The sequence below is a fragment of the Micromonospora craniellae genome (assembly GCF_014764405.1).
Taxonomy (GTDB): Bacteria; Actinomycetota; Actinomycetes; order Mycobacteriales; family Micromonosporaceae; genus Micromonospora; species Micromonospora craniellae.
Map to the genome: position 1 here is coordinate 2,972,854 of NZ_CP061725.1, position 12,006 is coordinate 2,984,859.

Annotated in this window: 12 protein-coding genes and 1 pseudogene; 8 read left to right on the plus strand and 5 right to left on the minus strand. The window is 70.6% G+C overall.

The features are described 5' to 3' along the window. Nucleotides 1-45: 45 nt before the first annotated feature. Together corA and ID554_RS13205 are read right to left on the minus strand one after the other, a co-directional pair. Nucleotides 46-1,104, minus strand: a complete 1,059-nt coding sequence (gene corA, locus ID554_RS13200; protein ID WP_223884664.1) for a magnesium/cobalt transporter CorA — start codon at nucleotides 1,102-1,104, stop codon at nucleotides 46-48. Nucleotides 1,105-1,574: 470 nt separating this feature from the next. Continuing rightward, nucleotides 1,575-2,669 carry an aminotransferase-like domain-containing protein gene (locus ID554_RS13205; protein WP_117228308.1) on the minus strand — a complete coding sequence of 365 codons (1,095 nt, stop codon included), beginning with the start codon at nucleotides 2,667-2,669 and terminating at the stop codon, nucleotides 1,575-1,577. 245 nt (nucleotides 2,670-2,914) lie between these two features. Between ID554_RS13205 and ID554_RS13210 the strand changes: the two genes are divergently transcribed. From ID554_RS13210 to ID554_RS13230, 5 genes are all read left to right on the plus strand, one after another. Beyond that, complete coding sequence (locus ID554_RS13210; RefSeq protein ID WP_117228307.1) at nucleotides 2,915-3,364, plus strand: NUDIX domain-containing protein; 450 nt, start codon at nucleotides 2,915-2,917, stop codon at nucleotides 3,362-3,364. Then, on the plus strand, nucleotides 3,361-4,131 hold the full coding sequence (locus ID554_RS13215; RefSeq protein WP_117228306.1) for a hypothetical protein: 771 nt from the start codon (nucleotides 3,361-3,363) through the stop codon (nucleotides 4,129-4,131). The genes ID554_RS13210 and ID554_RS13215 overlap by 4 nt, the downstream gene beginning before the upstream one ends. Before the next feature lie 73 nt (nucleotides 4,132-4,204). Continuing rightward, nucleotides 4,205-4,936 (plus strand): phosphocholine cytidylyltransferase family protein, encoded by a 732-nt coding sequence (locus tag ID554_RS13220; protein ID WP_117228305.1) that lies wholly within the window; start codon nucleotides 4,205-4,207, stop codon nucleotides 4,934-4,936. Then, entirely contained in the window at nucleotides 4,924-5,991 is a 1,068-nt protein-coding gene (locus ID554_RS13225) for an iron-containing alcohol dehydrogenase family protein (RefSeq protein ID WP_117228304.1), read from the plus strand. The genes ID554_RS13220 and ID554_RS13225 overlap by 13 nt, the downstream gene beginning before the upstream one ends. Beyond that, on the plus strand, nucleotides 5,975-6,688 hold the full coding sequence (locus ID554_RS13230; RefSeq protein ID WP_117228303.1) for a CDP-alcohol phosphatidyltransferase family protein: 714 nt from the start codon (nucleotides 5,975-5,977) through the stop codon (nucleotides 6,686-6,688). The genes ID554_RS13225 and ID554_RS13230 overlap by 17 nt, the downstream gene beginning before the upstream one ends. 257 nt (nucleotides 6,689-6,945) lie before the next feature. Here ID554_RS13230 and ID554_RS13235 read toward each other — a convergent pair whose 3' ends face one another. Together ID554_RS13235 and ID554_RS13240 are read right to left on the minus strand one after the other, a co-directional pair. Beyond that, the gene (locus ID554_RS13235) at nucleotides 6,946-7,740 is read right to left on the minus strand and encodes a GntR family transcriptional regulator (RefSeq protein ID WP_117228302.1); all 795 of its coding nucleotides are present in this window, start codon (nucleotides 7,738-7,740) and stop codon (nucleotides 6,946-6,948) included. A gap of 2 nt (nucleotides 7,741-7,742) precedes the next feature. Further along, a complete protein-coding gene (locus ID554_RS13240) occupies nucleotides 7,743-8,273 on the minus strand; it encodes a GntR family transcriptional regulator (protein ID WP_199489192.1) in 531 nt (176 codons plus the stop codon). A 423-nt stretch (nucleotides 8,274-8,696) separates the two neighbouring features. On the opposite strand from ID554_RS13240, the gene ID554_RS13245 reads away from it, so the two are divergent. Both ID554_RS13245 and ID554_RS33370 read left to right on the plus strand, forming a co-directional pair. Then, nucleotides 8,697-8,960, plus strand: coding sequence for a hypothetical protein (locus tag ID554_RS13245; protein ID WP_191088956.1), 264 nt, complete (start codon nucleotides 8,697-8,699; stop codon nucleotides 8,958-8,960). Nucleotides 8,961-9,013: 53 nt separating this feature from the next. Continuing rightward, nucleotides 9,014-9,366 (plus strand): annotated as a pseudogene (locus ID554_RS33370) (helix-turn-helix domain-containing protein); the annotation flags it as partial. A gap of 351 nt (nucleotides 9,367-9,717) precedes the next feature. Here the strand turns inward: ID554_RS33370 and ID554_RS13260 are convergent. Next, nucleotides 9,718-10,998: a glycosyltransferase family 4 protein gene (locus tag ID554_RS13260; RefSeq protein ID WP_117228300.1), complete on the minus strand. Its 1,281-nt coding sequence runs from the start codon at nucleotides 10,996-10,998 to the stop codon at nucleotides 9,718-9,720. 24 nt (nucleotides 10,999-11,022) lie between these two features. On the opposite strand from ID554_RS13260, the gene ID554_RS13265 reads away from it, so the two are divergent. After that, nucleotides 11,023-11,883: an Fpg/Nei family DNA glycosylase gene (locus ID554_RS13265; protein WP_117228299.1), complete on the plus strand. Its 861-nt coding sequence runs from the start codon at nucleotides 11,023-11,025 to the stop codon at nucleotides 11,881-11,883. Nucleotides 11,884-12,006: the final 123 nt, after the last annotated feature.

Here is a 12,006-nt window from a genome sequence, read left to right on the forward strand (position 1 = left end):
CCCGTCTCCGCCCCGCCACGTCGGCGGGGCGGGCGGGCTGCGGGGTCAGAGCCAGTCGTTGCGGCGGAACCACCGGTAGAGCGTCAGCGAGATGGTGAGCATCAACGCCAGGACCACCGGGTAGCCGTACACGATCTTCAGCTCGGGCATGAACTCGAAGTTCATGCCGTAGATGCCGGCGATCGCCGTCCACACCGCCGCGATGGCGGCCCAGGCGGCGATCTTGCGCATGTCATTGTTCTGGTCGACGGTCACCTGGGCCAGTCGGGCCTGGAGGATCGAGTTCAACAGGTCGTCGTACGAGTTGACCTGCTCGACGGTACGGCTGAGGTGGTCCTGCACGTCACGGAAGTAGCGGCGGACCTCCTTGGGCACCTCGCGGTTCATCTGCGCGGTGAGGGCGAGCAACGGCCGCTGCAACGGCATCACCGCCCGCTTGAACTCCACCAGTTCCCGCTTCATCTGATAGATCCGCTGGATCCGGCCACTGGCCTGCCGGCCGAAGACCTCCGTCTCCAGCACGTCCATGTCGTCCTCAAGCTGGTCGGAGACCTCCAGGTACAGGTCCACGACCCGGTCGGTGATCGCGTACGCCACCGCCCAGGGACCGTGCAGCAGCAACTCCCGCCGGGCCTCCAGCTCCTCGCGGACCGGCGCCAGCCGGCAGGCGTCGCCGTGCCGGACGCTGATCAGGAAGTGCGGGCCGATGAAGAGCATCACCTGCCCGGTCTCCACGACGTCGGTCTTCTCGGTCAGCTCGGTGTGCTGGCAGTAGCGCGCGGTCCGCAGCACCAGGAAGCTGACCTCGCCGAAGCGCTCCAGCTTGGGCCGCTGGTGCGCCTTGACCGCATCCTCCACAGCCAGTTCGTGCAGCCCGTAGGTGGCGGCGATCTCGGTCATCTCGGCCAGCTCCGGCTCGTGCAGCCCGAGCCAGACGAAGCCGTTCTCGGCGCGTCGCGCCTCGGCGAGCGCTTCGGCGTAGCCGCAGTCGCCGCCCTGCCGTCGCCCGTCGAGATAGAGCGCGCAGTCGACCACCGCGCTGCGCCGTGGACCGGCCGGGGCCTCCATCCGCTGGGACCCGTCGGGGTTGAGTCGGCGGGTCACCGCACGCACCGGTGACCAGTTGCGCGTACGCGGCAACCGGGCGAGCGGCGGCGGGACAGGCTGGGGATCGGCCTGCTCACGGCCGGTGGAGGCGGTCCCCTCCCGCGGTATCCGCTCCGTCATCACGCCCCCGTCCGCGCTCGGCTGCGGCTTGCAGGGTACGCCGCCGTACCGATCATGGCGGCGGCCCGGCGGCGGAGGGGTGGCGCCGGACGGACCGGATCGCATCGGGGGGTGAGGGGGCGACCCGGCCCGCCCGGCGCCGTGGGGGCGGGGGGTTGTGCTGACCGCGTCACACCACACCGCAGCCGGACGGGCCGCACCGCGACGTCGGCGTCACGCCGGCCGGAACCGGCGTGACCTGCACGACATGTGGTGAAGGACGCTCGCAGCATTGTGGGCCGCCAGTCGCCACAGCGGGAGCCCCGGGCAGGCCGGCATCGCCGTCCTGTCGGAAACCCGACAGATTTTCACCCCCGGACTGCCTCCATCGCCTCGGCCAGCCGCCGCACGCCCTCGTCGATGCGGTCGGCGGTCACCGCCGAGTACGCCAGGCGAAGCGCATGCCGGCCACCGTCCACGACGAAGTCACTGCCCTTGACCACCGCGACGCCACGCTCGGCAGCCGCCGGGGCGAGCTTGTCGACGAGGACGTCCTCGGGCAGCTCGACCCAGAGGAAGTAGCCGCCGTCCGGCTCCACGAACCGGGCCTCGGGGATGTGCCGCCGCAGCGACTCGCCCAGCGCACCGGCCCGCTCGCCGAGCGCCGCCCGGACCGTCTCGACGGACCGCGAGATGTCGCCGGAGACGCAGAACTGGTGCACGATCGCCTGCGCCACCATGCCCGGCGAGATATAGAGGTTGGTGGCCTTCTTCGCGATGTCGGCGATCAGGTCGGCCGGACCGACCAGGTAGCCCACCCGCACGCCCGGGCAGACCGTCTTGGTGAAGCTGGAGGCGTGCACCACGACGTTCCGGGTGTCCATCGACAGCATCGACGGCAGCGGCTCGCCCCGGAACCGGATGTCGGCGTACGGGTCGTCCTCGAAGATCGTGAACTCGTACTCGGCGGCGAGGTCGAGCAGCTCACGCCGCTTGTCGAGGGAGAGCGTCACGCCGGCCGGGTTCTGGTAGTTCGGGATCACGTGCGCCAGGCGGGGACGCACCCCGGACTCCAGCAGCTTGCGCAGCTCGGCGGTGTCCAGACCGTCCGGCTGGATGGTGACGCCGTGCACCTCGCTGCCCATCCGCTGCAGGTTGAGCAGGGTCCGGTCGTAGGTCGGCCGCTCCACCACCACCGCGTCACCCGGCCGGACCAGGTGGTCGAAGAGGAAGGCGTCCGCCTGCAACGAACCGTTGGTGATCAGCACCTGCTCGGCCGTGACCCCGTGCTTCTCCGCGATCCACCGGCGCAGCGGCAGGTAGCCGACGGAGGTGCCGTACGCGGTCACCCCGGCGGGATCGGCGTCGAACGCGCGGACGGCGGCGGCCTTGAGCCCTTCGACATCGACGATGTCCAGAGAGGGGGCGCCACGGGCGAAGGAGATCAGCTGCTCGGCGGTCATGGCTGTTCAGCGTACGGGCGGCGGCCGGGTGAGCGCGTACGGCACGGCGATGTCCGCATCCTGAGCCACCGAGTCGGGTGAACCGGTGCAGGCCACGTCCCGCCGCATGTCGACCTCCTCGCGTGCGTGTCTCGGCCCGCGCCCGCACGGAATCCATACCTCTGGTCCGGCCGGTCCACCCCAGCGGACAAGTTCGCCCAAGCGGACATCGCCGCAGCTCGGCACCGGCGGCTAATGTTCTTGGGGTGTCCACCGAGCCGCTACGCTGCGCCGGAGCGCTGATCGTCGACCCCGACGGGCGCATCTTCTTCCAACGCCGCTCGCCGCACCGCCGCCTCTTCCCGAACAGTTGGGACATCGTCGGCGGACACCTCGAACCCGGCGAAACCGTCGAACAGGCGCTACGTCGGGAGGTCACCGAGGAGACCGGCTGGCAGGTCTCGGAGATCATCGGCCCGGTCGGCGAGTACCGGTACGTCGGCGACGACGGCCTGGCCCGGGTCGAGAGCGACTGGCTGATCCGGGTCGACGGCGACCTGACCGCGCCGGTCCTGGAGGTCGGCAAGCACACCGAGTACCGCTGGCTCGGCCCGGCCGACCTCGACCTGCTCGACGAGGACCGGGACGTCAACGACGGGCTGATCCGGCGGATCGCCGAGGAAGCCTTCGAGATCCTGGGTCCGACCGGTTCGTGAGCGACAGCGTCGGGCTCGCCGCGCACCGGTACATGGCGCTGGTCGCCCCCGCCCTCGACCGGGTCGTCCGCGCGGCGATGCAGGCCGGTCAGGACGGCGGTGGAGCGGAACTCAGCCAACGGTACGGCGGCGTGCCCGCCACCAGCTTCCTGGTGGAGCTGCGGACCCGCCTGGCGGCGCCGGGCGGGTTCGTCGACGGTGCCGGATTCGCCGCGATCACCCGGTACCGGGACCCGATCGCCTGCCAGCGGGCGCTGGACCGGCACGTCGCGTACGGGATGTCCCACCGGCGGCCGGACGGCGGGCTCACCGCCACCGAACGCGGCACGGCGTTCCTCGCCGAGCTGTACCAGGTGCACGCCGAGGTGACCGAGGAACTCTGGGCCGGACACGACGACCGGGTCGAACGGCTCGCCGACACCGCCGGTCGGCTGCTGACCGCCGCCCTGGCGCCCCGAGGCGACGAACCGGTGCCCGGCCCCGGCGCGTTCGACGCGGTCGCCCCACCGTACGAGCCGGACGGCACCCCGTCGGGCGTGCTGCTGCTCAACCGGCTCGGCACGCTGCGGTACCACCGGGCCGACGCGCACACCGACGCCTGGACGGCCGCCGGGCACACCCCGGCGAGCATCGTCGAGCTGACCGACGGGACGCAGTGGCGGGCCATCGAGCAGGAGACCGACCGGCGGGCGGCCGGCCCGTACACTGCGCTCACCGCCGAGCAGCGACTGCTCTTCCTCGCCGACCTGGCGGCCCTGCCAGGCTGACCCCCGACAGCCGGCCGACGGGCGGCGCTATCCTCCTTCGGTGGATGCCGTACGAACAGGAACTGATGTCGGCATGGTCGGGATGGTGCTGGCGGCCGGGGCCGGCCGCCGCCTGCGCCCGTACACCGACACACTGCCCAAGGCGCTGGTCCCGGTGGACGGCGAGATCACCATCCTCGACATCGCGCTGCGCAACCTCGCCGAGGTGGGGTTGACCGACGTCGTCGTGGTGGTCGGCTACGCGGCGGACGCCGTCCGCGAACGCCAGGCCGACCTGGAACGCCGCCACGGCGTGAGGCTCACCCTCGTGCACAACGACAAGGCCGAGGAGTGGAACAACGCGTACTCGCTCTGGCTGGCTCGCGACTGGTTCGCCCGGGGCGTACTGCTGGTCAACGGCGACACCGTGCACCCGGTGAGCATCGAGAAGACGCTGCTGGCCGAGCGCGGGCCCGGCGTGCTGCTCGCGGTCGACACCCTCAAGCCGCTGGCCGAGGAGGAGATGAAGACCACCTTCGACGCCGCCGGTCAGCTGACCCGGATCACCAAGCTGATGGACCCGGCGCAGGCGTACGGCGAGTACATCGGCGCGACCCTGATCGAGCCGCAGGTGGCCGGGGCACTCGCCGACGCGCTGGAGGCGACCTGGCGACGCGACCCGAACCTGTACTACGAGGACGGATACCAGGAGTTCGCCGACCGTGGCGGCGAGGTACGCGCCGCACCGATCGGTGACGTGTCCTGGGTGGAGGTCGACAACCACGACGACCTGGCCCGGGCGCGGGAGATCGCGTGCCGCTACTAGCCCGCACCGTCACCACACCGCTGTCGATCGAGGTCCGCCGGGGGGCGGTGGCCGACCTCGGCGCGCTCCTGGCCGACCGGCGGATCTCCGGCGGCGGCGACGTCGCGGTAGTGGTCGGCCCCGGACAGGGCGAGAAGATCGCCGACCTCTGCCGGCCGTCGCTCGGCTCGGCCGACATCTTCACGGTGACCGGCGGTAGCGTCGACTCCGCCACCGAGCTGGGCGACCAGCTCCGGCGCCGACACTACGACGCGGTCGTCGGCATCGGCGGCGGCAAGACCATCGACACCGCCAAGTACGCCGCCACCCGCTACGCCATCCCGATGGTCACCGTGGCGACCAGCCTCGCCAACGACGGCATCGCCTCCCCGGTGGCGTCGCTGACCCACGAGGGCGGCAAGGGCTCGTACGGCGTGCACATCCCGATCGCCGTCCTGGTCGACCTCGACTTCGTGGAGAACGGGCCGGACCGGCAGACCCAGGCCGGCATCGGCGACGCGGTGAGCAACCTGAGCGCCTGCGCCGACTGGGAACTGGCCCACCGGGTACGCGACGAGCCGATCGACGGGCTCGCCGTGACGCTCGCCCGGACCGGGGCCGAGGCACTGGTCAACCACCCCGGCAAGATCACCGACGACGCCTTCCTGACCACCCTGGCCGAGGCGCTCATCCTCGGCGGGATCTCCATGTCGATCTGCGGCTCCAGCCGCCCGGCCAGCGGCGGCGACCACGAGATCTCGCACGCCATCGACCACCTGTACCCGGGCACCGGCTCGCACGGCGAACAGGTCGGCCTCGGCGCGTTGTTCTGCACCTTCCTCCGGGGCGACCTGGAACGCTTCGGTCAGCTCAGCAGCTGCCTGCACCGGCACGGCCTGGCCGTCCGGCCCGAGGAGCTGGGCCTCACCGACGAGCAGTTCGTCGAGGCGGTCGCCTTCGCACCGCGCACCCGACCGGACCGCTACACCATCCTCGAACACCTCGCGTTGTCCGCTGACGACATCCGTACCCGGCTGGGAGACTACGTTGACGCCCTCCGTGAGCACCTTGGCTGAGCCTTCACACCCCACGGTCGCCGACTTCCACCGGGTGAACCGGGGCGGTGGCCTGTTCAGCGAGTCGGTGAGCCAGTGGATCGGCGCCGTCTTCGCGCTGGTCGCCCAGCGACTCGGGCTCCGGCCCACCGCGCTGACCATCACCAACCTGGTGCTCGGCCTGGCCACCTCGGTCACCGTGGTCGCGCTCGCCGGCCCGGTCGCCGCCGGGGACGTACCCGCCTGGGTGGTCGGGCTGCTCGCGCTGGTCGGCTGGCAGATCGCGTACGCCCTGGACTGCGCCGACGGTCAGCTCGCCCGGGTGACCGGTCAGGGCAGCGCCGCCGGTGCCCGGGTCGACGTGCTCTGCGACGTGGCGGCCCAGATCGCGCTGGTCGCGGCGCTGGGCGCAACCGCCGTGACGCAGGTGCCGTCGACGCCGGTGTGGTTGGTGGCCACCTTCGCCGGCACCTGGATGGTCAACCTGGTCACCTCGGTGATGCAGTCCGGCCCGAACGCGGCCAGCATGGTCACCTCCACCAGCCTGCCGGTACGCCTGGCGAAGCTGGTCCGCGACTACGGCGCGGTGATCTTCGCGGCCGCGTTGGTGCTGGCTTTCGCTCCGGCGCTCGTGTTCTGGGTGATCGTGGCGTTCACCGTCGTCAACGGCGGGTTCCTGCTCGCGAGCATCGCCTTCTCCGCCCGCGCCAGCTTGTAAGGAAGGGCACCTTATTAACGCCTCGTGCATAGCAAGGGCCCCCTATTAACGCGGCCAGCCGACCGGCCACCTAACGCGGCAGCCGACAGACCGCGCCCCGCTCTCCAAGATCGCGCTCGATCCGGGGTCGAGTGGCATCCAAGCGCCGCGATAACCACTCGATCCGGGATCGAGTGGTTATCGTGTTCTCGGAGCAGCGTGCCTGCTCGTCCGTGCTGCCTCGGGCGGCCCTTTCCTGCTACGCCAGGCTCCTGCGGTTAGCCCTGAGAGGGCTCTACCCCGGAGGTTGGGTTCACGACCTGGTAGTACTGCAACTCGTACATGTGCCCGGCCTTCACCATGACCGTCGCTTCGATCGGGCGGCGGCCCTGCGCGTAGACGACACGGAACGTCCGCATGATCGAGACGTCCGGCGGTAGCTCCAGCGCGAGGAACTCCTCAGGGGTCGGGGGACGCGTCGACACCTGGTCGACAAACTCTTGGGGAATTATCCCCAGGTCGCTGAGGGCGCGCGGCGTGCCGCCCTTGATGCGCCGCTTCTCGGCGAGCGGGGTTCCCCGCGCGATGTCGACCGGATAATAGGAGTGCACCAGTTCGGCGGGTTCGTCGTCGAGTTGCATGAGCTGCTTGCGCAGCACAGCCACGTCGCTATCCGCGAGGCCGAACGCGAGTCGAACCTGAGCGGGAGGGGTCACTTCGGCGACGTGCAGCAGGTCAACCGACCCCTTCAGCCCACGCCGTTCGGCCTCGCTGAGCCACGGATACGGCTGCCCGGCCGGCGGAGGGGTGATGAAGGCTGCTGGCGTGACGATGTGCTGAGGTCGTTCACGGACGAACACGCCCTTGCCCGGCGAACTGTCGGCGTAGCCCTCGCGCTTGAGGACAGCGACGGCGTTCTGCACGGTCTGGTTAGGGACGCCGTACTCCTGTTGTAGCTGCGCGGTGCTCGGCAGCTTGCTGCCCGGCGGCAGGTCCTTGGAAAGGATCATCGCCCGCAGGTCGGCGGCCATCTGCTGGTGGCGGGCACGCGGGTCCTTGATGGGTCGAGGCATGTTCACGCCTTGGTCTGGTAGCGGAGGTGGCGGCCGGCGGCAGTCATGGTCATAACGCTGTATTCAAACGGCGTGCCGTTGGCGGCGAACGTGAGCCGGGTAAGGACGATCACCGGGTCTCGCTCGGAGATATGGAGTTCATGCTGCTCCCTGAGGGTGGGGAGACGCGCGGAGATCTCGTCTACCGCGCGGTCGGTGGTGTATCCGAGGTTCGCGAGCAGGGTGACGGAGCCGCCGGGGATTCTGGCGCGGTCAGCCAACGGTGTTCCGGTGGCAATGCTGCTCGGGTAGTAGGAGTCGGTGAGTTCGACGACATGACCGTCCAGCAGCATTACACGCTGTCGGAGCACAACACGCGCGTTCGGCGCTAGACGCAGGGCGTCGGCGACCTCTGGTGGTGCGGAAGTCTCTTCCGCTGCGGTGATGCGCTGAGTTCCTTGCTTGCCTGTCGAGGCTGCTTCGTTGGCCCACGCGTCGCCGCTACCGGGGGTCATGTAGCGGTCTGACGTGCTGTTTTGCTGCTGGCGACTCACGCGACTTCTCCCTCCTCACGTGAGAACGACTCTACTGCCTTACTTGACAACGTCACCTCGCACGATGATTGCGCCATACTAGGTATGGCAGTATGGTGGCGTCGAGCACCGAACCCAATCAGCAGACCAGCCATGCCAATGCAGGCCGCTCCAGCGGTCGGGCCGCGCATCTCTGTTGACAGCGAGGGACGGAGACACATGAAACAAGCAGGCCTGGTACGTCCTCGAATACCACCGCCATCACCGCTGCCCAGACTGCACGGCCAGCGCATGGTGTCCGGACGTTCAACTCGCGCGAACCCGGATCGCGGCATGGCATCGATACCCGCAGCGTTAACCGGGCTCAGGGCCGGGGACCTGCTCCACCTCACCCGAGCTGCCAGCATCCAGTTCGGAACGTCGATCACTTTCCGCCTCATCCGGGTGCTCGATCTGCCGACGTACCAGGGTTGGTCGTGGCTCGACGGCTACCACGCGGACAAGTCCAGCGCCTCCCACGACGGCATCCGTAAGGGGATGGCGATGATCAGACGTGTCCCCAAGATCTCCGACCGGCCGACCGGCGCCGAGGTTCAGGCCGCCGAGCACGAAGCCGCCAAGCAGCGGATTCTCGCTCAGGCCGAGGCTGAGCGGACGCCGCTCGACGACACTACCCAGGTCGTACCTGATCGGCGGGGCCGGCGGTGAGGGACGACCTGCCGGTCGGTCGACGGGTGGCGTACTGGCGGGCGCGGCGGAAGATGTCGCAGCAGATGTTCGCCGACCGGCTCGGCAAGTCCAAGTCGTGGGTCGACAAGGTCGAGCGGGGAGTACGTCGACTCGACAAGTGGTCGGTGCTGCGGGAGATCGCGGACGCGCTCAACGTCGACCCGGACATCTTCCTCGGCGACGCCGCCTCGCCCGCACCCGTGCGGCCTGCCGACCTGCGCATCCAGTTGTACCGGCTCACTGCGCAGGTCACCGTGAAGCTGGGCGCAACGGAACTGGGGTGGCTGGCTGCCGATCGGGCTTGGTCTTGGCCACGGCCGCCGACGATCCGATGCTGGAAGCGGTCGCGGCCATGCCATTCGGTCAGGCGTTGCGGGCCGCCGGCTGCCAACGCGCAGCCTTCGAGACGGCGATCACCGCCGCGCAGAAGGTCGCCCCGCTCACCGACGACTCGGGTACGGCTGCCGAGCGGGCGGCCTGCGCGGCGCTGCTCGTCCAAGCCGCCCTCAGGTCGGCGACGCTCCCGGGGCATCTCGGGTGCTACTGGACGCCGACCGGCTCGCGCCGACGGAGGTACAGGTACGGCCAGCCGGTCGAGCGATGCTGGCCGAGGTGCTGGCCGGGTCACCATCCCCGGACCCACGCCTGGTGGCGATAGCCGAAGCCGCGAGGGTGCGTGGCGCATGGCGACAGTGCTGCATGCGGCTGGCCGAGATGATTCCGGCGGGCAGGGCGATCAGCTGAGGGAGGCGTACACGTCGATGAGGCGTTTGGTGACCACGTCGGGGTGGAAGGTGCGGTCGTAGCGGGAGCGGGCGGGAACGGCCAGGGCGGCGGCTCCGGCGGCGGCCACCGGCAGCGCGGCGGCCAGGGCCGCCGGATCCGGCGGCACGACCCAGCCGGCTTCCCCGGCCAGGATCCCGGCCGGCAGGGCACTTGCCCGACCGACGGGGTCAGCCGGGCCGCCGGGGCTGGGCGGGGCGGCTGCCGAGGCGGCCACGGCCGGGCCGGTGCCGGCGGGTTCGCGGGGGGTGTCCGCGCCGACGAGGTACGGGATGCCACCGAGCGCGGTGCCGAGCACCGGCCGCCCGCTGGCCAGCGCCTCGATGATCACGGTGGGCAGCACGTCGTGCCAGGTGGAGGTCGCCAGCACCACGGCGCTTGCGGTCAGCGCGTCGCGGACTCCGGCCCGGTCGAGCGGGCCGAGGAAGGTGACGTCGGCGCGTTCGGCCGCCGCCGCCTCGACCAGCGGGCGCAGTTCGCCGTCACCGGCCACGCGGAGCGGACCCAGCGCGCCGTCCGGGTGCCGGCGCCACGCCTCCAGCAGCAGGTCGAGCCCCTTCTCGGGGGAGAGCCGACCGAGGAAGAGGAAGCCCTGACCCAGCGGTGCGGGGGTGCCCGGGTCCGGGATGGCGTTCGGCTTGACCACGATCCGGTCGTCCGGGATGCCGTAGTCGCGCAGGTGGTCGGCGACGGCGCTGGTCAGCGCGATGAACCGGTCCACCGACTTCCAGGTGCCCCGGTGCACGGCCAGGGTGGTCGCCATCAGCGCGCTCTGCGCCCGCGACCCCCGGTAGCAGCGGTGCACCACCGCCGGCACGCCCAGTGTGCGGCCCCGGCAGTCCTGGCAGATCACACCGTCACGGAAGTACAGGCCGGAGGAGCAGACCTGGCGGTAGTTGTGCACGGTCTGCACCACCGGCACGCCGTGCCGGTGCGCGGTCCGCACCACCCAGGGCGACAGCAGCGGGTACGGGTTGTGCAGGTGCAGCACGTCCGGACGGTGCTCGGTGAGCAGCCGGCTCAGTTCCTGCTGCGCCCGGGGGGCGTAGATCGGAGAGATCGGCAGCAGCGCCTTCGCCGCCTTCGGCATCGACGGGATCTCGTCGGAGCTCCGCAGGAACGGCAGCACTTCCACGCCGGCCGCCGCGAGCTGGGAGATCTCCACGTTGACGATGGTGTTCTCGCCGGACGGCTGGGCTACCCGGTACCGGTTGTGCGCCACCACGATTCTCACGGCAAAGAAGGTTACCGTTGAGCTGTGCCCGAACTACCGGAGGTGGAGGCGCTCGCAGGCTACCTGCGGCAGCGCGCGGTGGGCCGGCGTGTCGACCGGCTGGAGGTCGCCGCGATCAGCGCCCTGAAGACGTACGACCCGGCACCGACCGCGGTCGTCGGCCGGACGGTGACCGACGCCCGGCGGCACGGCAAGTTCCTCGACGTCGTCTTCGACGGTGGCCTGCACCTGGTGGTCCACCTGGCCCGCGCCGGCTGGCTGCACTACCGGGAGGCGTTCGCTTCGACCGTCCCGCTCCGTCCCGGAAAGGGACCGATCGCGCTCCGGGTACGCCTCGACGACGGTTCCGGTTTCGACCTGACCGAGGCCGGTACCCAGAAGAAACTCGCCGCTTATCTGGTCACCGACCCACAGGCGGTCCCCGGGGTGGCCAAGCTCGGTCCGGACGCGATCGCCGCCGACCTGAGCACCTTCGCCGGGGCGTTGCGCAGCCGCCGGGGCCAGGTCAAGGGGGTGCTCACCGACCAGTCCGTGCTGGCCGGGGTGGGCAACGCGTACTCGGACGAGATCCTGCACGCCGCGAAGCTGTCGCCGTTCGCGCTGACCGACCGGCTCAGCGACGACCAGATGGCCGCGCTGCACGCGGCGACCCGGCGGGTGCTCGGCGACGCGGTGACCCGCTCGCTGGGACAGCGCGCTGCGGAGCTCAAGGGCGAGAAGCGGTCCGGGCTGAAGGTGCACGCCCGCACCGGCCTGCCCTGCCCGGTCTGTGGGGACGCCGTCCGGGAGGTCTCGTTCGCCGATTCGAGCCTCCAGTACTGCCCGACCTGCCAGACCGGCGGCAAGCCGCTGGCTGACCGACGGTTGTCTCGACTTGTACGGTGAGCGACGTTGCTCATCGACTACGGAGCGGAATCGGGCGCGGGTGCCGAACCACCGCTCGGACGCTCTACCCGGGTCACAATCCATCGGTATAGTGGCCCGGTCCCCGGCTTCCGGATGGTGTGA

Coding starts and splice junctions, on each gene's coding strand:
- ID554_RS13205 (WP_117228308.1), bottom strand. CDS start 2,669: ATGACCGCCGAGCAGCTGATCTCCTTCGCCCGTGGCGCCCCCTCTCTG.
- ID554_RS13220 (WP_117228305.1), top strand. CDS start 4,205: ATGGTCGGGATGGTGCTGGCGGCCGGGGCCGGCCGCCGCCTGCGCCCG.
- ID554_RS13235 (WP_117228302.1), bottom strand. CDS start 7,740: ATGCCTCGACCCATCAAGGACCCGCGTGCCCGCCACCAGCAGATGGCC.